Annotated in this window: 17 protein-coding genes and 2 riboswitches; of the genes, 6 read left to right on the top strand and 11 right to left on the bottom strand. The window is 36.8% G+C overall.

Translation table 11 applies throughout. From position 1 onward, the window contains the following. Position 1: 1 nt before the first annotated feature. From K9M53_RS13115 to K9M53_RS13130, 4 genes are all read right to left on the bottom strand, one after another. Entirely contained in the window at positions 2-913 is a 912-nt protein-coding gene (locus K9M53_RS13115; protein WP_224015602.1) for a transketolase family protein, read from the bottom strand. Then, on the bottom strand, positions 914-1768 hold the full coding sequence (locus tag K9M53_RS13120) for a transketolase (protein ID WP_224015604.1): 855 nt from the start codon (positions 1766-1768) through the stop codon (positions 914-916). It abuts the gene before it with no gap. Between the two features lie 2 nt (positions 1769-1770). Further along, on the bottom strand, positions 1771-2583 hold the full coding sequence (locus K9M53_RS13125) for a cytidylyltransferase domain-containing protein (protein WP_224015606.1): 813 nt from the start codon (positions 2581-2583) through the stop codon (positions 1771-1773). A 66-nt stretch (positions 2584-2649) separates the two neighbouring features. Then, on the bottom strand, positions 2650-3681 hold the full coding sequence (locus K9M53_RS13130; protein ID WP_224015608.1) for a hypothetical protein: 1032 nt from the start codon (positions 3679-3681) through the stop codon (positions 2650-2652). Positions 3682-3820: 139 nt separating this feature from the next. After that, positions 3821-4032: riboswitch (cobalamin riboswitch) on the top strand. A 113-nt stretch (positions 4033-4145) separates the two neighbouring features. Between K9M53_RS13130 and K9M53_RS13135 the strand changes: the two genes are divergently transcribed. The 4 genes from K9M53_RS13135 to K9M53_RS13150 all read left to right on the top strand — a co-directional run bounded on the left by K9M53_RS13135 (position 4146) and on the right by K9M53_RS13150 (position 10782). Further along, the gene (locus K9M53_RS13135; RefSeq protein ID WP_224015610.1) at positions 4146-6077 is read left to right on the top strand and encodes a TonB-dependent receptor plug domain-containing protein; all 1932 of its coding nucleotides are present in this window, start codon (positions 4146-4148) and stop codon (positions 6075-6077) included. A gap of 135 nt (positions 6078-6212) precedes the next feature. After that, on the top strand, positions 6213-6782 hold the full coding sequence (locus K9M53_RS13140; RefSeq protein ID WP_224015612.1) for a hypothetical protein: 570 nt from the start codon (positions 6213-6215) through the stop codon (positions 6780-6782). Positions 6783-6967: 185 nt separating this feature from the next. Continuing rightward, a riboswitch (cobalamin riboswitch) is annotated at positions 6968-7212 on the top strand. Between the two features lie 123 nt (positions 7213-7335). Further along, positions 7336-8307 carry a ribonucleoside-diphosphate reductase small subunit gene (locus K9M53_RS13145; protein WP_224015614.1) on the top strand — a complete coding sequence of 324 codons (972 nt, stop codon included), beginning with the start codon at positions 7336-7338 and terminating at the stop codon, positions 8305-8307. A 9-nt stretch (positions 8308-8316) separates the two neighbouring features. Continuing rightward, positions 8317-10782: a ribonucleoside-diphosphate reductase subunit alpha gene (locus K9M53_RS13150; protein ID WP_224015616.1), complete on the top strand. Its 2466-nt coding sequence runs from the start codon at positions 8317-8319 to the stop codon at positions 10780-10782. 78 nt (positions 10783-10860) lie between these two features. Here K9M53_RS13150 and K9M53_RS13155 read toward each other — a convergent pair whose 3' ends face one another. From K9M53_RS13155 to K9M53_RS13165, 3 genes are read right to left on the bottom strand one after another with little or no spacing between them, the layout of a single operon-like run. Further along, on the bottom strand, positions 10861-11661 hold the full coding sequence (locus K9M53_RS13155; protein ID WP_224015618.1) for an alpha/beta hydrolase: 801 nt from the start codon (positions 11659-11661) through the stop codon (positions 10861-10863). A 45-nt stretch (positions 11662-11706) separates the two neighbouring features. After that, positions 11707-12444 carry a tRNA pseudouridine(38-40) synthase TruA gene (truA, locus tag K9M53_RS13160; RefSeq protein WP_224015620.1) on the bottom strand — a complete coding sequence of 246 codons (738 nt, stop codon included), beginning with the start codon at positions 12442-12444 and terminating at the stop codon, positions 11707-11709. Between the two features lie 3 nt (positions 12445-12447). Next, the gene (locus K9M53_RS13165) at positions 12448-13692 is read right to left on the bottom strand and encodes a DUF4476 domain-containing protein (protein WP_224015622.1); all 1245 of its coding nucleotides are present in this window, start codon (positions 13690-13692) and stop codon (positions 12448-12450) included. A gap of 117 nt (positions 13693-13809) precedes the next feature. Here K9M53_RS13165 and K9M53_RS13170 point away from each other — a divergent pair, with 117 nt between their 5' ends. Beyond that, on the top strand, positions 13810-16215 hold the full coding sequence (locus tag K9M53_RS13170) for a M1 family metallopeptidase (RefSeq protein WP_224015624.1): 2406 nt from the start codon (positions 13810-13812) through the stop codon (positions 16213-16215). A gap of 132 nt (positions 16216-16347) precedes the next feature. Beyond that, positions 16348-18054, top strand: a complete 1707-nt coding sequence (locus K9M53_RS13175; protein ID WP_224015626.1) for a family 43 glycosylhydrolase — start codon at positions 16348-16350, stop codon at positions 18052-18054. 49 nt (positions 18055-18103) lie between these two features. Here K9M53_RS13175 and K9M53_RS13180 read toward each other — a convergent pair whose 3' ends face one another. The 4 genes from K9M53_RS13180 to K9M53_RS13195 form a co-directional block, all read right to left on the bottom strand. Beyond that, positions 18104-20392 carry a glycosyl hydrolase family 65 protein gene (locus K9M53_RS13180; RefSeq protein WP_224015628.1) on the bottom strand — a complete coding sequence of 763 codons (2289 nt, stop codon included), beginning with the start codon at positions 20390-20392 and terminating at the stop codon, positions 18104-18106. 5 nt (positions 20393-20397) lie between these two features. Then, positions 20398-22128, bottom strand: coding sequence for an MFS transporter (locus K9M53_RS13185; protein WP_224015630.1), 1731 nt, complete (start codon positions 22126-22128; stop codon positions 20398-20400). A 36-nt stretch (positions 22129-22164) separates the two neighbouring features. Continuing rightward, positions 22165-22932, bottom strand: a complete 768-nt coding sequence (locus K9M53_RS13190) for an HAD family hydrolase (protein WP_224015632.1) — start codon at positions 22930-22932, stop codon at positions 22165-22167. Positions 22933-23170: 238 nt separating this feature from the next. Next, positions 23171-24370, bottom strand: a complete 1200-nt coding sequence (locus tag K9M53_RS13195) for an MFS transporter (RefSeq protein ID WP_224015634.1) — start codon at positions 24368-24370, stop codon at positions 23171-23173. Positions 24371-24373 lie beyond the last annotated feature (3 nt).

Genomic DNA, 24373 nt, shown 5'->3' on the forward strand with positions numbered 1-24373 from the left:
ATTATTTTATTGATGTTGATTGTAATTGATTCTTAATTTTTGCTGCAATTTTTTCAGGAGTAAATCCTTCGTATTCCAACACATGATTTAATAAAGCCGGTTTAAACCATTTATCCTGTAACGATAATGGCAGCACATTAGCAGTTAATTTTTTGCTTAATAATAGTTCTGCCAAGATTGAATATAAACCTCCGGTTAAAAAATGGTCTTCTACTGTTACAATAAGCTCACTATTCAATACAGCTTTGATGATCGCTTCTTCATCAATTGGTTTTAATGAACGTAAGTTGATCAATCCAACTGATAAACCTTCTTTCTCCAGCAATTCTTTTGCTTTCAATGCATTTTCAAATAAAAAGCCATACACTAAAATGGTTATATCTTTTCCTTCGCTGATTGTTTCTGCTTTACCGGGAACATAAGGTGCGTGTGTATACGAAGATGGTTTGTGATTGATACGAACATATGCCGGAGAAGGTGATAACCAAACATCAGGCAACATCTTTACCAGGTCATCTTCATCAGCAGGCGCATACACTTCCATACCTGGAATACCACGCATGATGGCAACGTCTTCAATAGCCTGGTGTGTAGGTCCGTTTCCATCGGATAAAAAACCCGGAATAAAGCCACTCAATTTAACAGGTAAATTCGCAATACCCACATCGGTACGAATAAACTCATACGCACGCATGGTTAAAAAAGGTGCCAAGGCATGAATTACAGGTATGCGTCCCCGTGAGGCAAGTCCTGCAGCCATGCCTACCATTGTTTGTTCGGTAATACCTGTATCTATAAAACGACTGCCCAATGTTTTCGGCATGTTGCGAACCAACGCCCTGTTTTCGGCAGTCATCACAATAAAACGCTCATCTTCCAATGCCATTTTCGTCAATAGTTCTTCGTAGTTCATTTATCTTACTATTAAAGTTTCTGATTCTAATAATGCTTTTGCAGTTCCGTGTAGTTCATTTAGCAATTGGCTTGCTTCATCTTTTGTAAATGAGCAGAACCAGCGATCAGCACGGGCTTCAATGCTTGGCAGCCCTTTACCACGAACAGTATCGGCAATTACCACATTTACATTTTTGCCATAAGGCAATGAGGTAAACACTTCTTCCAATGCATTAAAATCGTGACCGTTTATTCTTTTTACGTTGCAACCAAAAGCTGCAAATTTATCATCCAATGATTCCAACGGAATTAATTCTTCTGTACGAATGTTTGCCTGGAACTGGTTCCTGTCAACCAAGATGGTTAAGTTATTTAAGTTGTAGGCATTGGCTACTAATAATGTTTCCCAAACGCTTCCTTCATTTAACTCTCCATCACCGGTGATCACTACAATATGATTGTCTTGATTTTTCAATTTGCAATCCAATGCAATACCCGCAGCTACGGCAGGTAAATGCCCTAACGAACCTGAATGGAATTCAACACCAGGAATATTCCTGTTCGGATGCCAGTAAATAGAATCGTTCGTTAATAAATGATTATCCAATCTTGCTTTATCAATAAACCCTAATTCTGCTAATGTACCGTACATTGCAGGTACATCATGCCCTTTTGATAAGAACAAGTAATTGCGATTAGGATCTTTTAATGTTTCTGGTTCTAAGTCTAAAAATTCGCTGTATAAATAAGTCATCAGTTCCACACAGGAAAGAGAAGCGCCGATAAAGCACCCGCCGGTGGCAGACATGGCAATGATATGCTCTCTTACTTTTAATGACAACTCTTGAAGTGATTGCAGTTTTTCTTCTGTCATAATTATTTTTCTAAGATCTTAGTTTGAGATTGATTAACGGTTTTTAATTCATCCAAATGATTGCGATACCAGTTTACACCGGCAAAATCTTTGTTGATATTGTAAATGTCTTTGCGTTCATCGAGCAATTTTAAAATGTCTTCTATGGTAAAAAGCGGATTGCGGGGAAATAATTCCGCAAAGATAGCCTTAATAAATAAATAGTCTTCCTTGTAATCGATAGTAAAACGGTGTGTCATGGAATAGTCAATACCCCCATCCATTTCCACATTTCCGATGCGAAATTGTTCCGGACGTTCCCAAATATAAGGAGTAGTATGTTCCCGCTCCAGTTGCTTATCAGCCTTTTCCCATGCGGTTTTCAGCACAGCCATCGTCATTATTTCCACATCATTTCCATCCGGGTAAGTAGCAGGATGCAGGTTGCTCACAAAATCATACTTATCCATATTGTTAAGAAAAAATGAAATTACTTTATCGATCACTTTTAGATCGATCAATGGGCAGTCACTTGGGATTTTTATTGCTACATCAGCGTTATATTTTAAAGCTGCCTGGTAATGCCTGTCCAACAGATCATTCATATCGCCACGATAGCATTCAATATTTTCCTTTTGACAAATTTCTTCGATCAGGTCATCGCTTGTATCTGTTGTTGTTGCAACAACAACAGTTCCGCTCAATTCTGCCGCTTTAACTCTTTCTACCTGGCGTACAAAAAGCGACTTGCCTTCCAGCAACATGGTTACTTTATCGGGCAGACGAGATGAGCTTCTGCGTGTTTGAATGATGGTTACTATGTTTGTTGCTTTCACTTTTATATTTTTTTCTCACAAAGTACACTAAGGTTTCCTTGTGATCACTGCGTCTCTGTGAGACATTTATGCGTACTGCATCTTCGACGACCTATACTTATCTAAAAACTCCTTTTTGCTGCCTTCAAATTCAATATAACTCCTGCAAATATCTGCTATGTTGGCAGCAGATTTTCCTGCATTTTGAACGGGCGCTAACTGTTTCAATTTCTCCACATCAAAATAAGAATGTACTTTTTTACCCAAGGCAATACCAATATATACAACAGTTGAATATTGCGTAATTAATTCATCACAATTAGCGATCATATGATCTGTATTGCCATCCGTAAATATCAACGTATTTGCCGGGGCATTCTCTTTAATTTCAGCAATCGCTCTTTCCTTATTTTCGTTTGGATGAAGTTTGAATAATAACTGTCGTCCATTGGCAACCTGCACACAATCACGAATAAACTTAGGGCGATCTTCTTTCTTAAATGTTTCTCTGATATCTGAAGTTGCCACCATCACATATCCATGATGCGGAAAATCATTTTGCAACAATGCCTGGCAGTTATCGTAATTAGGCATTCCTGTAATAAGTATTTTACCGGCATTGGTGCCTAACTCTGTAAATTGCTTTTTATATCCTTCCGATGCTGCGCAATAAATATCACAGATATTAGCACTACCGTTAAATGCAGTACTTGCTGCAAAATATCCGGGCAAATTAAGCGCATGGGTTATTTTGCCCCAGGTTGTAATAGGGTCAGTCATTCCTTCCTGTACCCAGATCGTTTTTAATTTTCTCAATTCTTTGGTTACGATAAGATCTGAACAAAGCACTACCAGGTCGTATTGGTTATTAAAAACAGATGCGGCATAATCGTTGGGTAAATGATGTTCTGTAAGATAAGCATCCGCTTTTCTTCTAAATTCCCCCGCTAAGATGGTTGTATCTAAAAATCCTTTTTTTACTGCAAAATTTACAATAGGATGTTTGCTGTATATCTGACTGTAATAGCAATCATATTCCGAAAGTTCAGATGCGATTTTGTGCATCTGGGAGGTCTGGTTGGGCGAACCAATGATAAAAAGGATCTTTTTTTTCGACATAAAAAACTTTGCAAAGGTAGAACCTAAAACGATTAAAGCGAAGGAATGTTTTAAAATGTCGATAATTCGTAAAATGCCTGCCTATCAGCGTTTTGCGATGAATTTCGTACGAAACAGTTGGGTTTAAATATAATTTCTATACATTCGCACCGCATTTGGTTCTTAATCGCTGCAAAGCGATGGATTAAAAGGGAATTCCGGTGTAAGTCCGGAGCTATCCCCGTAGCTGTAATGCCGCAGTTTTATAACAACTTTTGAATAACTGCATTCCACTGTCTGTATTTAAGCAAGATGGGAAGGAAATTCAAAAGGCGGCAAAGCCAGAAGACCTGCCAGGCGCAAATTTTATTCAACGAGCTTTCGGGTGAAAAGCCGGGATGAAACAAGTCTGCTGCAGAGGCTTTCTTTCATTTCACATCTTTCATTTTTGAAGGTTCATTCTTTAACTTTTAAACTCAAAAAGAATGAGCAGAAAAATTTTAACACTAGTTGCAATGTTTGCAACAGTTCAATCATTTGCACAAACAGACACTTTGCCCCTTAAAAACCTGGATGAAGTGATCTTTACCGCTAATAAGGTAGAGCAAAAGCAGAATACCACCGGTAAAGTGGTAACTGTTATTACTAAAGATCAGATTGACAAAAGCACAGGAAAATCTGTTGCGGAAGTATTGAATGAACAAGCCGGAGTAGTAATTAACGGCGCTTACAGCTCTCCCGGAACTGTACAAAATGTTTATATGCGTGGCGCTTCTACCGGACGTGTATTGATATTGATGGATGGCATCCCGGTGAATGATCCATCGCAGATCAATAATGATTTTGATCTAAATTTATTTTCTATCAACGATGTAGAACGCATTGAAATTTGTAAAGGCGCTCAATCAACTTTATACGGTAGCGATGCCATTGCCGGTGTGATCAACATTATCACCATAAAGAAAAATGTAGATAAGCCATTTAACGTAAATGCAACGGCAGCAGGTGGTTCTTACAATACATGGAAAGGCAATTTGCAACTGTATGGTAAAGCGGGCAAACTCAGTTATACTGCACGTTATGCTAAATTAAAAACAGATGGATTTTCGGCTGCCTTAGATACTGCGGCTGTTAAAACGTTTGATAAAGACGGATACAATGGAGATGCCATGAATGGCGCTGTTCAATTCCAGGCTACAAAAAATCTATTGCTTAAATCGTATGTTTTATACAGCCAATATAAAACCGATTTGGATGCAAGCGGTTTTGTGGATGACAAATTTTATTATGTAAAAAATGACCTGTTATCAACAGGGGGTGGTTTCCAATTTAAAAATGATGTGGTAACGCTTACAGGTAATTATCAATTCACGCAAACCAACCGTAAGTTTAACAGGGATAGTTTGGATAAAAATGTATTTGGTTATTTTATCGATAATAAATATTTCGCAAAAACAAATTTTGTTGAATTGTATGCAAGCATAAAATTAGGCGGAGGATTTACATTGTTACAAGGAGCAGATTATCGTTATGGTTCTATGAATAACGATTACTATTCTGTAAGCTCCTACGGACCTTATTCCAGTTCATTCAGCGATACTTCCATGAGTCAGGGCTCTATGTACGCTTCATTGTTGTATAATTCTAATAAATTGAATGTTGAGCTGGGCGGAAGGTTAAATGTGCATTCACGTTATGGAACCAACTACACATATACTTTCAATCCATCTTATGCAATTGATCAGCATAACAGGATTTTTGGAAGTATTGCCAGCGGATTTAAAGCACCAAGCTTGTATCAACTGTTTGTAGCTTATTATGGCAATCCTTTGTTACAGCCAGAAAAATCGGTTAACTATGAATTGGGCTTTGAACAGCAATATAAAAAGTTCAATCACCGCATTGGATTTTTCTATAGGGATATTGATAATGGTATTGATTTCAATAATGTTACTTCACAATATTTTAATTATGTAGGACAGATAGTAAGAGGACTTGAATATGAAGTGAACGTTCATCCTACAAAACAATTAAGCATTTCAGGAAATTATACGTATACAAGCGGTACGGAAAACTCTCAAAGTAGATTAACGAATAATGATACTTCATATAGCTATTTATTGAAACGCCCAAAGAACACCTTTAATATCAATGTAGGTTATCAGTTATTAAATGGCTTATATGCAAGCATCAACGGTAAATATACCGGCAGCGCTTTTGATCTGGGAGGATACCAGGTGCCTGATGTGCAATTGAACAATTATTTCTTACTAAGCTTTTACGCAGAGTATAAATTTAAAAAATACCTTACTGTTTTCGGCAATCTGAAAAACATCACAGATGCTAAATTTTCAGAAGTGTATGGATACGGTACACAAGGATTTAATTTCCTGGTAGGAGTTAAGTTCAGCTATTAATTACTTTCATTTTTTAGTTGTCCCCGGGCACAATAACCCGGGGATTTTTATTGCCTTTTTTACGGGAACGTTGCCGTAGCTTATCTTTTGCAGAAATGCGATTTTATCTATATTCGCTCCATAAATTACTTGACAATGAAAAAACTTTTGCTTCCCGTATTCGGATTACTATGTGTTGCTTACTATGGTTGTGATAAAGATGATACAACCACCAAACCTACAGCTTGTGTTAATGTAGATGTTGTTGATTCTGTGAAATTAATTCCGGTTATTTCTACATACATCACTGCGCAATTAGATTCATTAGCAGATCAATCTCAAAGAGCTGATGATAGCGTTTATTTGTATAGCAAATCAGATTCTATAGCAAAGATTGTTATTAATAACGCGGTTGCAGTAAACGATCTTACTCTTTTCAGAAGTCTCGGCGATTTAGAAGCAGTATATAATCAACCCATCTATTTTACTTATTGCGGAAGCGCTTCTAATTACAAAAGTATTTACACAGGCGATGCAGGACATATATATGCTGATACTCTTAATCAACCCAATGCAGGAACGGGCGTAAGCTTTCAGGGAAGCATCTATCCTTATGCTTATGGCTTACCTGATACATTCCGTGTAGCTGTTGTAGCTACTAATGTTAGCGATATTGGCTCGCAAGTATTGCAAAGTGTAGATGAAAAATCGTTTATCTTAAAATAGACTATAAAAATATTTGATATTTCAAAGGCTGATTCTTCAAAATCAGCCTTTTTTATTTTGTCACATTTGTCAACAACTTCTATTGAATTTGAAAACTCAGGCGGGCAGAGACTTCCGAAAAATTCAATGGTTTTTTTCAACATTTCGTTAATAAGTCCTTCACGAAAATTTAATATTGTATTGTAACGTTGTAGTGCATTTATGGTTGCGGCAAGTTTTTCAAACAAAGCCGTATTAAAAGGGAATCCGGTCGTACTCCGGAACTGTCCCCGCAGCTGTGAGTTCTTGGTAAAAGAAGGATCGTTGCAAAACAAATCTTTTACAACTTTTAATCAACAAGCCACTGTTTATGGTAGTGAGAGCTTGGTAAACGGGAAGGCAATTAAAAGATAGAATAAGTCAGAAGACCTGCCATAAATTCAAAAATCAAGAGTCATAATGCTTTCGGGTGAAGGGCAATGTACTGATACATGTCTAAGGGACTTTTTCTCTTTTGTATTCAGTGGTTTTTCTTCAAGAGCAGTTAGTTTGTTCAAGTATAAATAATTGTGCTATGCAGTACGAAAATGAGATCTTATTGAAAGAAAACAAAGACCGCTTTGTAATTCTTCCTATCAACTATCCCAAAGTGTGGGAGTTGTATAAAAAACATGAAGCGAGTTTTTGGACTGCCGAAGAAATTGATCTAAGTGCAGATCTAAAAGACTGGGCAAGCTTGAATGATGGCGAGCGTCATTTCATTTCGCATGTACTTGCTTTTTTTGCTGCAAGTGATGGAATAGTGAATGAGAACCTGGCAGTGAACTTTATGAGTGAAGTACAGTTACCTGAAGCAAGATGTTTCTATGGCTTTCAGATAATGATGGAAAATATTCATAGCGAAACCTATGCGTTGCTGATCGATACATATATTAAGAATCCCGATGAAAAGCATAAGCTGTTTCATGCTATAGATACCGTGCCCGCAGTAAAAAAGAAAGCCGAATGGGCTTTACGCTGGATCGAGAACGGAAGCTTTGCAGAAAGATTGGTAGCGTTTGCTGCAGTAGAAGGTATTTTCTTCAGTGGAAGCTTTTGTTCTATTTTCTGGTTGAAGAAAAGAGGCTTAATGCCGGGATTGACTTTCAGTAATGAATTAATAAGCAGGGACGAAGGGTTGCATTGTGAATTTGCGTGCTTATTATACAGCATGCTGCAAAATAAAATGACGCAGGACGAAGTGTATTCTATTATTAAAGATGCTGTAACGATAGAAAAAGAATTCATCACCGAAGCATTACCGGTTGACCTGATCGGAATGAATGCTAAGCTGATGCAACAATATATTGAGTTTGTTGCTGATCGTTGGTTAAGTGAATTGGGGTATGCTAAGATATACAACACTACTAACCCGTTCGATTTTATGGAGATGATCTCATTACAAGGCAAAACCAACTTTTTTGAAAAAAGAGTGGGCGATTACCAAAAAGCCGGAGTGATGAATACCACGGAAACGCAGACGTTCTCATTGGATGAAGAATTTTAGAAGTGAATAGTGAATGGTGAAAACAAAGATTTCTCCATTCGCTATTCACCATTAATATATACTAAACCATTAAACCCCATTGCTATGCATGTAATTAAAAGAAACGGTAAAACCGAGTCCGTAAAATTTGACAAAGTAACTGCACGTATAGAGAAACTTTCCTACGGCTTAAGCCCGATGGTGAATGTAATTGATGTTGCCAAAAAAACAATTGAAGGTATTTATGAAGGTGTACCTACAACGGAGCTGGATAATCTTGCGGCAGAAACAGCAGCATCATTAACGATTACACATCCTGACTACGCAATCCTGGCTTCACGTATTGCCATTAGCAACCTGCATAAAAATACAGTAAAATCGTTTTCAGCAACCATGCGTAAGCTGCATAATTATACCGATGATAAAACCGGTAAGCTTATGCCATTGATTGCAGATGATGTAATGCAAATAATAGAAGACAATGCTGACTTATTAGACAGCACTATTATATACGATCGTGATTTTGGTTTTGATTATTTTGGTTTTAAAACCATAGAAAAATCCTACCTCTTACGCATCAACGGAAAAATTGCTGAACGCCCGCAACAAATGTATATGCGTGTAGCGATCGGTATTCATAAAGCAGACATTGAAAGTGCCATCAAAACCTATCATTTGATGAGCGAACGTTGGTTTACACATGCAACACCAACATTGTTCAACGCAGGTACACCTAAACCACAGATGAGTTCTTGTTTCTTATTAACAATGAAAGAAGACAGCATTGATGGTATTTACGATACATTAAAACAGACGGCAAAAATTTCGCAAAGCGCCGGTGGTATCGGTTTAGCTATTCATAACATTCGTGCAACGGGAAGCTATATTGGCGGCACTAACGGAACAAGCAATGGCATCATTCCAATGTTGCGTGTTTTCAATGATACGGCTCGTTATGTAGATCAAGGCGGCGGTAAACGCAAAGGTGCATTCGCCGTTTATTTAGAGCCATGGCATGCAGATGTGTTCGAATTTTTGGATCTGAGAAAAAATCATGGTAAAGAAGAATTAAGAGCAAGAGATTTATTTTATGCACTATGGATCTGTGATCTGTTTATGAAGCGTGTAGAAGGAAATGGAGAATGGAGTTTGTTCTGTCCGAATGAAGCACCGGGCTTGAGCGAATGTTGGGGCAAAGAATTTGAAGACCTCTATACCAAATACGAAAAAGAAGGACGTGCAAGAAAAACAATTAAAGCACAAGAGCTTTGGTTTAAAATATTAGAATCTCAAATTGAAACAGGAACACCTTATTTGTTGTATAAAGATGCTGCCAACAGCAAAAGCAACCAGCAAAATTTAGGAACAATTAAAAGCAGCAATCTTTGTACAGAGATCATCGAATACACTTCTCCTGATGAAGTAGCGGTTTGTAATTTAGCATCTCTGGCATTACCTCGTTTTGTAATTGATGGGAAATTCGATCATCAAAAATTGTATGATGTTACATACCAGGTTACAAAAAATTTGAACGCTGTTATTGACAATAATTATTACCCTGTTGAAGAAGCAAGAAACTCCAACTTGCGCCATCGCCCGGTTGGACTGGGTGTGCAAGGTTTAGCGGATGTATTCATCTTATTGCGTTTGCCATTTGAAAGTGACCTGGCAAAGATGTTGAATAAGAACATTTTTGAAACCATTTATTTCGCTGCAATGACAGCAAGTAAAGACCTGGCAAAAATTGATGGCGCTTATGAAACGTTTAAAGGATCACCAACCTCACAAGGCATCTTCCAGTTTGATATGTGGGGTGTAACACCAAGCGACCGTTGGGATTGGGAAACACTGCGTGAAGAAGTTAAAACACATGGTGTAAGAAATTCTTTATTGGTAGCCCCAATGCCTACTGCATCTACATCGCAGATATTAGGCAACAACGAATGTTTTGAACCATATACTTCTAACATCTATACCAGAAGAGTATTGAGTGGCGAATTTATTATCGTAAACAAGCACCTGTTAAAAGACCTGGTTAGCCTTGGTTTATGGAATAATACAATGAAAAATAAGATCATTGCTGCGAATGGCTCTGTTCAAAACATCGATGAAATACCTTCAGATATTAAAGAGTTATATAAAACTGTTTGGGAGATCAAACAACGCAATATCATTGATATGGCCGCAGACAGAGGTGCTTATATCTGTCAATCGCAATCGTTGAATTTGTTTGTTGATAGTCCATCAACATCTAAATTAACTTCTATGCATTTTTACGCATGGAAAAAAGGATTGAAAACCGGTATGTATTACCTGCGTTCACAAGCAGCAACACAAGCAGTACAGTTTACGGTTGAAAAGCAAGCGAACATACAAGTAGAAATCCCAACAGCAAAAGTTAGTGCTCAGACTGAAACAACCAATGATGTAGAACCTACACAAGCTGATGGTCCGGTTTGTACCATGCAGGACGGATGTATCAGTTGTGGTTCTTAATTTATTTTTATCGATAATGAAAAAGGCTGTTCAAATGAACAGCCTTTTTGTTAGAATAACTTTTTTCCATCATTTAGACTATAGCTTCTCTTTTAATATTTTTTGCAACGAATATGGAACTTCAGAATTATGAGTTTTTCCATTCCAAATATCATATTCAAAAGAAAGATTGGGGTATTTCTTTGTATCGAAGAACTCTTTTGCCTGTTTAGTACTGTTTACTATTTTATTGAACTTTTCTTTCGATCCTGCTGTGAAATAGATATATATATTGTTAGTAAAACCGTCGTGGATTTTATTGAATTTATAAATGGAATAATTGTCAACCCACAAAGCAGGGCTCAATGCAAAATATTTTGAGAATAAATTATCATCTTTAAATAAACAGTAAAAAGCAAATAACCCACCTAATGAATGCCCGATAATAGAATTGCTATCAGTATAGGTTTTAAACTTTTTATTGATGGAAGGCACCAACTCTTCTTTTAAAAAAGAATAAAATTTTTCAGCTTGCCCATAATTTTTATTGCCTCGGACTATATTATTTTCTTTTATTGAAGGAAATATAAAATCTCTACGACGTAAAACATGATAATTGCCTATGTGTCCTATTCCAACAAAAATAGTAGCTTTTAAGCTCTCATTAAATTCGGATCCCGCAATAAGCCGTCTTAGATACTTTCCTGATTTTAAACCTGCATCGCAATAATAGACTACTTTATAAGCATTGTTAGTGTTGAAATTTTGAGGTAGTGATACATAGATATTAAAGCTATCTCCTGCATTTTTGGAGTATATTGTCTCCTTTTGAGTATTAAACTGCCCAAATGAAACCGAAGCTAAAAGCAAGTTGAAAAATAAAATAGAAATGAATTTCATCAAGGCTATATTAATTAAATTTACCTGAACTTTTTTATTGTTTTATTAATATTCAACTTTTACCAAAAACAGTGCCTGTGGCGGAACAGAAAAATCTGCTTTAGTTGAATCTTTGCTTTCAATAACTGAAATAAATTCCTCTAAGGATAATTTGCCGGTTCCTACTTTCAGCATGGTTCCTGCCAATCCACGAACCATTCCGCGTAAAAAACGATTAGCTTTTACATTATAAACGATCGTATCTTTTTCAATTAGCCATTCACTTTTAATAATGCTGCACAAAAAAGTTTTTACTTGCGTATTGCGTTTGGAGAAAGAAGTAAAATCATTATAATCAGTAAGGATATTTGCGGCTTCCTGTAATAATTCAATATCCAATTTATACGGAAAGTAAAATGCCCTGTCTGCTAAAAATGGCTCTTTATGCTGGTAAACAAAATATTTGTATTCACGACTGATCGCATCAAAACGGCAATGAGCATCCACCTTTGCTTCGTAAATTCTTTTTATTACAATATCTTCAGGAAGAATTGCATTTAAGTTATAAATGCTGTTTTCCAAAACAGATTCTTCAGGAAGATTATCTGCATCAAAATGAAAAAAATTCTGCAACGCATGCACGCCTGCATCGGTGCGTGAAGAGCCCGTCAGTTCAAAGCTTTCACGAAAAAATATTTGTAACGCCTTCTCTATTTCTGCCTGTATGGAGTTAGCATTTTGTTGGATCTGGAAGCCTGAATAATTAGTTCCTTTATAAGACAGTTCTATAAAATAACGAGGCATTTCTTATTGATTTACCAATGCTTTAAACTGGTTGATATAAGAGGATTCTGTTAACTGAGACTGCAAAGAACCAAAATTTTGCAGATCGGAAGTAAATGAATATGCCACCGTAAAGAACTTATATCTGCCGGCATCATTCAAAAATAAAACGCTTAGGTTTTTGATCTGCACGGTGTTAAAGCATTTTGTCTTAAAGACTTTTCTTGCCTGATTGATCATATCTTCATCATTCATTTCTGTTGCCATCTTCTTGCGTAGCTTATAAAAGTCTTCGTCCGATGCAATGTTTTTACAATCATTGCCTGTTATTTTATCGGTAACAACTGTTTTATCGATAGGTTTTGCAGCAGGAGTTAACGTATCTGTTTTTGCTTTCGCAACAGGAACTTCGATATCAGTAATAAACTTTTTATCCTGAGTAACAACAGAAGCTTTTGTCGCCGTTGTATCTTTTTGCTGAACTGTTTCTTCAACTTTAGTAAGGGGTTTTGGTTCTTCTTTCTTAACTATTTCTGTTGTTGGTTGAGATGGAGTAACGGCAATGCTTTTATCAGCGGGAATAAATACACGTACAGTATCTTTTTTATTATCATCCGTCACTACAAATACCATTTCGGTTCCTTCTGCAGTAGTTCTGTTCAATAATCTTTTAACCGTTGATCGTGTAACAATCGTTTGCGACTTGGGGGTTGGTGTTACTGCTATAGTTTCTTTCACTTCTTTTGGTGCAGGAACTGTATCCTTTACTGCTACGGTGGCAGTAGTTATTTCTTCTTTAACCGGCTCTTCTTTTTTAATTATTTCTTCCTGCTTGATCCTGGGATCATTCACAACCGTTGCCAGCATATTCGAAAAAGAATCCGTTCTTTCCTGTACCAACACATTGCTTTTAGGCGCAGGCTTATTTGCCATTACCATATCCAAAGTTTGCAAATTGAACAATCCCCAGCCTTTCTCGCCAAAATCTTTTAATAAAAATCCAAGGTCTTTTTTACTAACAGTGATGGTAAAATTTTGTTGAGGCGCAGTGTTTCCCGGGAAACCAATAGAAAAATTATAGGTACTGTCTACCAGCTTACCAAGAATAACATAACCCGATGCTGTAGAACTATAAATAGTTTTATCCGTCCGTACATAGAATGGCTGTTTATTGTCAGTTTGTATGTAAACAAAATGGGGCTGTTGTGCGGTAGCTCTAAAAACCAAAAAAAGAGAGAAAATCAGCAATGCAGGTTTCAATAACTTCATCAGCTTATAACTTTGGTCACAAATCTACTCATTAAAATCATCGGTTTACCATTTATCCAAAAAATGGTCTCTATTAATTGTACTAGTCTTATTTTTACACCTTATAAATTTTCCGATATGAAAAAAAATCTCGTAGTAGCATTCCTGGTATTTTCCAGTGTATCATTTGCGCAACCGGCAATGGATATTTACCGGGCAAGCGCCACCAAGATCAACGACCTGGTACATACCAAACTGGATGTAAGGTTTGATTATGCCAAAGCCTACATGTACGGCAAAGCATGGATAACATTAAAGCCTCATTTTTATCCAACGGATTCATTAACATTGGATGCAAAAGGCATGGACATTAAGGAAGTAAGCATGGTAAACGGCACTTCACAAAGTCCTTTAAAATACACGTACGACAGTACACAACTGCACATTAATCTTGGCAGGCTATACACTAACGGAGATAAATACACTATTTATATTGATTATACTTCCAAGCCAAATGAACGCAAAACTCACGGCAGTGCTGCTATAACAGAGGATAGAGGCTTATATTTTATTAATCCGACAGGAGAAGATAAAACCAAGCCTATTCAAATATGGACACAAGGCGAAACCGAAGCTAACAGCGTGTGGATGCCAACCATTGATAAACCCAACCAAAAATCAACAGACGAAATTTATATGACAGTGCCTGATAAATATGTTACGCTTAGTAACGGTTTATTGGTAAGTCAAAAGAAAAATGCAGACGGTACAAGAACGGATTACTGGAAAATGGATCTGCCACATGCCCCCTATTTATTCTTTATGGGTGTAGGCGATTATGCTATTGTAAAAGACAGCTATAAAGGCAAAGAAGTAAATTACTACGTAACCAAGGATTATGCACCTTATGCAAAAGGCATTTTTGGCAACACACCCGAAATGATTGGTTTTTATGAGAAGATACTGGGTGTTCCTTATCCCTGGGCTAAGTACGATCAGATAGTTGGTAAGGATTATGTTAGCGGAGCGATGGAAAACACAACTGCTACTTTGCACCAGGAAAGTGCTTATCAAAATGCAAGAGAACTAAAAGATGGCAATAGCTGGGAAACCGTTATTGCGCACGAATTATTTCACCAATGGTTTGGTGATCTCGTTACTACTGAAAGTTGGAGTAACATCACTGTAAATGAATCAATGGCGGATTACAGCCAAACGCTTTGGCAGGAATATAAATATGGTAAAGATGCGGGTGATGAAGAAAACCAGGACGGGTTAAGACAGTATTTATCAGATCCTGAATCTGACACGAAAGATTTGGTTCGCTTTCATTATAGTGATAAAGAAGATGTGTTCGATTTAGTAAGCTATCAAAAAGGTGGTCGCGTATTGAACATGTTGCGTAATTATGTTGGCGATAGTGCTTTCTTTAAAGCATTGAATTTGTATTTAACCACTAATAAATTTAAAACCGGCGAAGCGCATCAGTTGCGTTTGGCATTTGAAGAAGTAACCGGACAAGACCTGAATTGGTTCTGGAACCAATGGTATTACGGAGACGGACATCCTAAATTGACAATTGATTATACTTATGATGATGCGATGGGCAAAGCATGGGTAATTGTTAAGCAAACGCAGGACATGGACAAAGTATTCAAATTGCCTGTTGCTATTGACGTTTACAACGGCTCTAACAAAGTGCGTTATAATGTTTGGTTAAACAATCGTTCAGATACTTTTGCATTTGCTTACAGCAAACATCCCGACCTAATAAATGTAGATGCCGATAAAGTTTTATTATGTGAAAAAACAGACAATAAATCTTTCCTTAATTATGTGCATCAAATAAAATATGCGCCTAAATATTTAGACAGGAAAGAAGCATTGGATTACTTTAAGAAACAAGGTTTCCAGGAATTATCATTAGGATTGAATGATAGTTATGCGCCTTTGCGTACTTATGCAATTGAAGGGTTGGCAAATTCTAAATTTGTAACAGATGAATTTGTAATTAAACGAATTGAAAGTATTGCAGCCACTGAACAGAATAAAAAAACACTGGCAGCCGCATTAAGTTTTCTAGCTAAAAGAAATGACGAAAAATACCTGCCGTTGTTTACCAAGAATGTAGATGACTCATCGTATTCTGTTGCCGGTGCGGCTTTAGCAGGATTGGCAGCGTTACAACCTGATAAAGCTTACGAGTTGGCAAAAAAATACAGCAACGATGCCAAAGGCGATCTGGGTTTGGCTGTAGTAGAGATCATTGTTGACAAAGGTAGTGATGCAGATTATGATTACGTGGTAAACACTTTTGATGAATTGCCTGTGGGACAAGCCAAATTTGACATGGTATATGCATTGAGCGAGTTCTTAAGCAAATTGAACGATAATGCTAAAGTCAAAGCCGGTGTTGATGCTATTGTGAAATTCAAAAAACAATTACCGGATAGATATTCCAATTATTTTATGGGAGCTTTGGAAAAAGTTGGTAATGCAAAAGGAAAAGAAATACAGGATTATATTTCCGATAACGTTAAATAATTCAATCAAACAATTATTTAAAACACCTGCCGTATGGCGGGTGTTTTAATTTTAGGTATGTACGATTGCATGATGCTATGTTAGCGATTGTTATCTTTGATTTTATTAGAATCATTGTTGAAACATTCTATTATGCTTAGATATTCAATTACTATCGTTCTTTTAATGGCATTCGCCAATAATTTTTTATTTGCACAGGCACTTCCTCTTACCCAACAAACTACTATTTGCAATCCGCTCAACTTGAATTACCGGTTTTGTTTAGATACTCCTTCCAGGAGAGAAGCAGCAGATCCCACTATAATAAATTTTAAAAACGACTACTTTTTATTCGCATCAAAATCAGGCGGGTATTGGCAATCATCCGACCTGGTACAATGGAAATTTATAGCAACAAGGGATTTGCCTTTAGAAGACTACGCTCCTACTGCAGTGGTAGTTGGGGATACTGTTTATTTCATGGCATCTTCGGGAAAAGATGGAAGCAAAATTTATAAAACTGCTGATCCTGCAAGTGGCAAATGGCAGATCGCTAATAATAATTTCCCTATCGGCCTGATTGATCCTTGCTTATTTTTGGATGATGATGGAAGGCTTTATTTGTACTACGGTTGTTCCAACATCAATCCTATTTACGGTATTGAATTAGATAGAAAAACACTAATGCCAATTGGAAAACCAACTGAATGTTTTAATAGCCACAAAGAAGAATATGGTTGGGAACGTTCCGGCGATTACAATGAAAAGCCCGATGCCCCCTGGATTGAAGGATCGTGGATGACAAAGCATAATGGCAGATATTATTTACAATATGCAGCTCCGGGAACACAATTCAAAAGCTATTGCGATGGAATGTATGTTTCAACAAATCCGCTTGGGCCATTTACATTAGCCAACAATAATCCGTTTTCATATAAACCCGAAGGTTTTATTGCAGGCGCAGGGCATAGCAGCACATTCAAAGATAAATATGGTAATTACTGGCAGGCTTCTACTATGACAATTTCTGTAAAGCATATGTTTGAACGTCGTATCGGGCTATTTCCTGTAACTTTTGATACGACTTATAATGCTTATGTAAATACAAGGTTTGGAGATTATCCTTTCTACATGCCAACCGGCATATCAACACAATGGATGTTGCTATCCTACAACAAACTTGTATCTGCTTCATCTTTTAAGCAAGAACATCCTCCTTTAAATGCTGTAGATGAAAACATACGAACTTATTGGAGTGCTAAAACAGGCAATAACAAGGAATGGATGATCGTAGATCTGTATAAAGCCTCTACTGTAAATGCAATTCAATTAAATTTTGCAGAAGATAATACTAAAATACCTGGACGCAGTATAGATATCTATTATCAATATAAAATAGAATGCAGCAATGATAATAAAACGTGGCAATTGGCTATAGATAAATCATTGAATAAAGAAGATGCCCCACATGATTATATGCAATTTATCAAACCTATAAAAGCCCGTTATTGGCGGATAAAGAATATTCACGTACCTGATGGGAATTTTGCCATCTCGGACTTCAGGATATTTGGCAACGGTGGTGGTACTCTTCCTTTGAAAGCAGAAGAAGTAGAAATTGTTCGGGATAGCGTCGATAGATGCACTGTTTATTTAAAATGGAGATTAGCCAAAACTCCTACTAATTATTATGTACGATACGGAACAGCAAAGAATAAATTATACCTTAATTATGAAGTATTGAATTCAAATGAGGTAACTATTCATTCTTTAAATAAAGAACAAAGCTATTATTTCACTATTGATAGCTTTAATGAAAATGGTGTACAATATGGGACAAAGACCATTTATGTAAAATAAAAAAGCCTGTAAAATTTTACTCTTACAGGCTTGTAATTATAATACTTTCTTAAGCTATACTCTCCGTTATCTTTTTTGCCGCTTCAACTGATATTGATTTTCCGGCAATAATAAATGTATGACTTGTTTTATTAGAAGCTGCGGCAACAACCTCAACAGTAGATTGTGTAATAGTTATTGCAAACCTATCTCCTTTATAGATCAGGTTAAATGTAAGCTGGTTCCATTTTTTGTATAAACGAGGATTGATGTTTACATGTGTTGCTGTAGCCTGCACACCTGCAAAGCCAAACACCGCCGTCATCCATGCGCCACCGTTAGCAGCCGGATGCGAACCTCCCATAAAGATCGTTCCTACATATACTTTATACTTCGCTTCAATATCGATCTTAGCTGTACGCAAAAAATAATCATACGCAAAATCCAGGTTACCAAATTCTGTGGCGACCATTGCATACGCACAAGCGCTTAAGCTGGAACCGTGTTCTGTACGAGGCTCATAATATTCCCAGTTGGCTTTCTTAATGTCTTTGCTGTAGCGGTCTTTAAACATATTCAACATCATCACTACATCCGCCTGCTTAATAACTTTTGTTGGAACTGCCAAGCCTTGTCCTGCTCCCAGGTATTCATTCGGATGGATCATCTTGGCCTTTAATTCTTTAATTCCGATATCTTTTAATTTGAAATAAGTATCAAATTGCTCAATTACTTTTTCATTGTTAGGTTGAGGAATGTATAAGAGTTTTTCTGCTTCAACAAACAATGGCAATTCGTTTCCAATATTTATCTTCTTCACCAACGTATCTAATGCAGCAGGATAATGTTGCTTAAAATGATGCACTACAGCATTCGCAATTTCAAATGTAGCTTTTGCTACCATATTGGTAAACGCATTGTTGTTTACCCGCTCATGGTATTCATCCGGGCCAATTACATCTAAAATCTCATACTGATTTTTATTTTTATTGAAATACGCATAAGAGAAATAAAAACGAGCACATTCTAAAATAACTTCGGCGCCACCTTCCAATAATAAGCTATCATCTCCGGTTAATTTAAAATATTCCCACATAGCAATGGCAACATCGCCACTGATGTGAACTTGTTTATCTCTAAAGTGCGTACGCAGATCTCTTCCCGTATTCGGATCGCCGATGTTAAAGTAAGTACAAGCATCATCTCCATCATCCTGGCTTTCCCATGCATAAAATGCTCCTTCAAAACCTACGCTTTCTGTTTTAGCTTTTCTGCGGGCTCCATCCAATGTTTTAATACGATACCGCATTAATTCCACTGCTTTTTCAGGATAGGTATACAAGAAGAACGGGAACATGAACATTTCTGTATCCCAGAATATCGCTCCTTTGTAAACCTGTCCGGACAAGGCTCTTGCAGGAATAGAATTAGCGCTTCCATTCACCGGCGCTACGATCAATAACTGAAAAATACTGTAACGCAATGCTTGCTGCGCCTCTTCATCGCCATCAATAATTACATCGCAGTATTCCCATTTTGTTTTCCATTGTCTGTTATGTGCTGCTAAATTATTTTCATATCCTACAGCTTTTGCATCTTCTACTATTTTAGCAGCAGCATCTTTAACAGAATCTACTTTATCATTCTCAGTAACTACAGAAAAGTATTTGTAGAAAGTGTATGTTTTACCTGCTTCTGTATCCAATTCAATTATATGCAAATTTTTATTCGCTTCAATTGAATGATTGTGTTTCCCGAAATCAATAGCAATAGTTTCTACAGCTGCTACTTTTTTTCCTAATTCATTCGTAACAGCATGAACCAATAAAGCATCATTATTTTTTTCTAACTGAAGATCTACTAAATGCTTTCCATTCAGGTCCCAGATATTACAGTCAATACCGGTTTTGATCTTTACAGATGCTGCTTTATCTGTAACAATACTATACTTTATTACACCCAAATTAGGAACAGCAGCACTTAAAAAGCGGGTAGAGCTGACCGTTAGTATCTTTCCGCTTGCTTCATATTGAGTGGTACGCTCAAACAAAGCATTTTCCAAATACAATGTTTGCGAATGCTCTTTTATTGGAGTTGTTAATGCAGAAACTTCCTTTCCATCAACTGCCACCGAAGTGTAGCCCCCGTTCGGCGCATTCACAGGCTCTCTCCATGAATCGCCTACCCTATCAAAAATTCCGGCAATAGTTATCCCTACTAATTCATCAGGACCAAATTCATCCAATGTTCCTCTATAACCCATATAACCATTGGCAATCTGATAAACATTGCCCATGCGCATGATCGTTTCCTTATCGTTTACAAACTTGTCTGCGCTTACCTTCCAGAGATTACTCATAAAAATTAAACTTTATCTTTTTCGTCTTTAACAAATAACATTAATATACCCGCAATGATCATTGAGATACCACCTAATACCAACGCATAAATAGAATTACCGTTAAATGCAGTACGTACCAACAATCCTAATATAGCCGCCGCCAATATTTGTGGTATTACTACAAAATAATTGAACATACCCATATACACTCCCATCTTTTTTTGCGGAACAACACTACTTAAAATAGCATAAGGGAATGTCAGCAAACCTGCCCATGCGATACCAATACCGATCATGGATATGATCAATAGCTTAGGACTTCCAAAGAAGTAGATAGATATAAAACCAAGTCCACCTAAAAGAAGGCACACAAAATGAGTTTTTACTCTTGTCATTCTTCTGGCGATCACAGGAAGTAAAAATGCAATTAATGCTGCAACGCCATTGTACACCGAGTTTAATACACCCACCCAATCAGCACCGTCGTTGTATTCCTTCTGTACCCGCTTTAACTCCATTTTATTAGTGGCAGAAAAAACAGTATTGGTGCTATCAGCATAATGGTTTGATAAGTTGACAGAAATTCTTACCGGGTTATCATTAGGTCTGTATTTATCTATTTCTTTTATATCCTCTTGCAAAGTTTCAAATTGTTTTTTTGTGCTATCGGCAATAGCAGGCCTACTTAACACAGATTGGATATTACTCCTCATTGTATCTACTACCGCTTTATCCACCTTCATATTGTATTTAGTACTTGTTATTGCGCTGGTGCTGTAGATCCACATAGCAAACAATGCAAACCAGGTCAAAACGGTTATTAGAGATAATTGTTTCATTGCGCCCGGCATATTATCCATATCGTATATAATTTCAACCAAGCCCGTTCTGCTACCGCCAACATAAAACTGAGCAGTTACTAATTTTAAAATACCATATGCCCCCACTCCGATTGAAAGAATATATAATGCTTTATCCCAGCTGCCATAATAGATAATAATAGTTGCTATGATTCCTGCAATGAGATAGATAAAGCCGGAAGTATAATATTTTTTAGTGTTAAGAATTAATTCATCGCCTTCTTTTGCAGCAGCTTCAGTTTCATGTCCTTCAAATGCAGCTTGCTCTTCAGGCGAATATTCTTTTACGGTAAAGATCGTCCACAATACAGCGCATATATAAATTATACCGCCGGTATAAAAAGCAAAACGTACCGATGGAGGAATGATACCTTCGGGAGCTGTATTAGATATACCTGCTATATTGGTAATAAGATAAGGCAACATCGATCCTACAATGGAAGCAGCGCCGATAAAAAAGGTCTGCATAGCAAAACCTTGCGTTCTTTGTTCATCAGACAACATATCGCCAACAAATGCACGCATGGGTTCCATCGTTATATTAATGGAAGCATCCAACATCCATAACATACCTGCTGCAACCCATAAAGCCGGCGAGTTGGGCAATATTAATAATGCTGATGATGCCAAAATAGCCCCGGTTAAAAAGTATGGCTTACGACGACCCAAACGGTTCCAGGTTCTATCGCTCATGTAACCGATAATAGGCTGTATGATCAAGCCTGATAGTGGCGCAGCGATCCATAGGGCCGGGATTTCATCCTGCTTGGCACCTAATGTTTCAAATATGCGACTTAAATTACTATTCTGTAAGGCAAAACCAAATTGGATACCGATGTATCCAAAACTCATATTCCATAACTGCCAGAAACTTAATAAGGGCTTCTTTTTCATATAGCTGTTTTAGTTAGAAAAATATATTTGCAATCGTTAACTCGTTACTTTTTTGGCGGCAATAAGCTTATTAATTTCGTCTATGCTTAACTGTGAGAGATCTTCTACCACGATATCTGCACCATTATCTTTTAATTCATCGGCATTATGCTCCCTTGCTATTCCTATTACTAAACCAAAGTTTCCTTTAGCTCCTGCCTGTACCCCGGATACTGCATCTTCTACGATCACTGCACGATCGTAAGCTACTTCTAAATTATCGGCAGCTGTAGTAAAAATATCCGGTTCAGGTTTTCCTTTTAATCCAAGGTTTGCAGAAACCACCCCATCAACCTGTGTTTGAAATAAGTTTTGTATACCTGCTTTTCCTAAAATAATATCGCAGTTTTTGCTGGAAGTTGCGACTCCTACTTTTATTCCTTTAGCAAGCAATTCATTTACCAATGCAATAGTTGAATCGTATAACTCCACTCCATCTTCCTCCAATATCTTATTAAAAAATTCATTTTTACGATTGCCTAAACCGCAAACTGTTTCTGCATCGGGTGCATCATTGGCATCGCCAAATGGAATATCTATGTTTCTTGATTTTAAAAAACGGTCAACACCCTGGTATCTTGGTCTGCCATCAACGTAAGGAAGATAGTCGTTAACGTGAGTAAACTCTTTAAAAGGTTCTTTGTATTTTTTTTCTCTCGATTGAAGATACTCGTTAAACATTTTTGTCCAGGCTAGAGAATGAACGGTTGCTGTTTTAGTAATTACACCGTCCATATCAAAAATCACAGCATCAAAATTCAACATTGGGGAAGTCTTTAAATATATATAAAATGCAATCTTATTGATTATAATTAATCATCGGCAGAAACAAATATAAATAAAAGAAAAGCTATGGTAAGTAATATTTAAAATACCTAACAAATATCAGCTAAAAATTCGATTGTGTCAAAATAACACATTGATTTTAAGTACAATAAAATTAAATTATCAATAATAATATATATTGAAATCAAGCTAAAAATATAATAGAGATATTAAAAAATCAATACAGCTGCTCATCAAAATTCAATGATACTTTATCATCAATTTTATTAGTAAGGAATTTGTTTTTCCATGCGGCAAAGCCCGCTAATAAGGTCATTATTATTAATAAAGAAAGTGCTTTAGAAAGACCTGCCTCTTCCGAAATAAAGCCAATAATAGATGGTCCTGTAAGAAAACCGATCAGCCCGCCTGTAGTGATCATTGCAAAACCTTCTACTGCTCCTACATTGGGAATATTGGCAGAAGCTCTGAATAATATTGGAACAGTACAACAACATCCAAAACCAACCAATATATATCCTGCAATGGCCACTGGTATGGCAGGCGCTAACACTACAGCTAAAAAACCTGCTGCTGCCAAAAGACTTCCGCTTATGACCAATTTTTTATTTCCAAATTTCGCAAAAAGAGCATCGCCATTAAACCTTCCCAATGTCATGGCACAGGAAAAACCCGCATATCCTAAACTGATGAATGCTTTTGGTGAATGCAATACTTCTTTAAAATAAATAGCACTCCAATCTGCCACACAACCTTCAGCCATAAAACTAACCATGCAAATAAATGAAAGTCCTAAAATGGTTAAGGAAGGTAATTTTAATTTTGAACCCGAATGAATAATATCCTTGTTGGTCAATAAATGTTTTTTGTTGGAAATAATAACAATTATAATTGTAGTAACCACTATTACAATTTGCCACCCCGATGAAATATGGAATGTAAATAATAATGCTGCGATACCGGCACTCACGGCTCCGCCTAAACTATACATGGCATGGCACGTACTCATCATTAACGTGTTCCATTTTTTTTCCATGATGTTAACAGTAGCGTTGGTAGATACTCCATTCAAAAAACTAACCAGCCCAAAAAAATACAGACAGATCCAAAACATTAGCCGGTTTACAGAATTTATCTGCAAAACCATTAAAATAGAAGTAATAATATAGCCGAAGAGTAGCCATTTGCCTACCTGTATTTTACTAAACACTTTTGCTGAAATAAGCATACCGGTAATAGCGCCGAGCGGTGATAACAATAAGGAAAGTCCGAGGCTGCCATCCGAAAAGCCAAGCCTATATTTAATGCCGGGTATTGATGCCACCCATATACCAAACAATAAACTTGATACTGAGAATAGAAACCCAACTGCTAATGCAGGTTTATTTTTTATGAACGAAGAAATATTACTGATCATGAA

Source organism: Ferruginibacter albus, assembly GCF_020042285.1.
Taxonomy (GTDB): domain Bacteria; phylum Bacteroidota; class Bacteroidia; order Chitinophagales; family Chitinophagaceae; genus Ferruginibacter; species Ferruginibacter albus.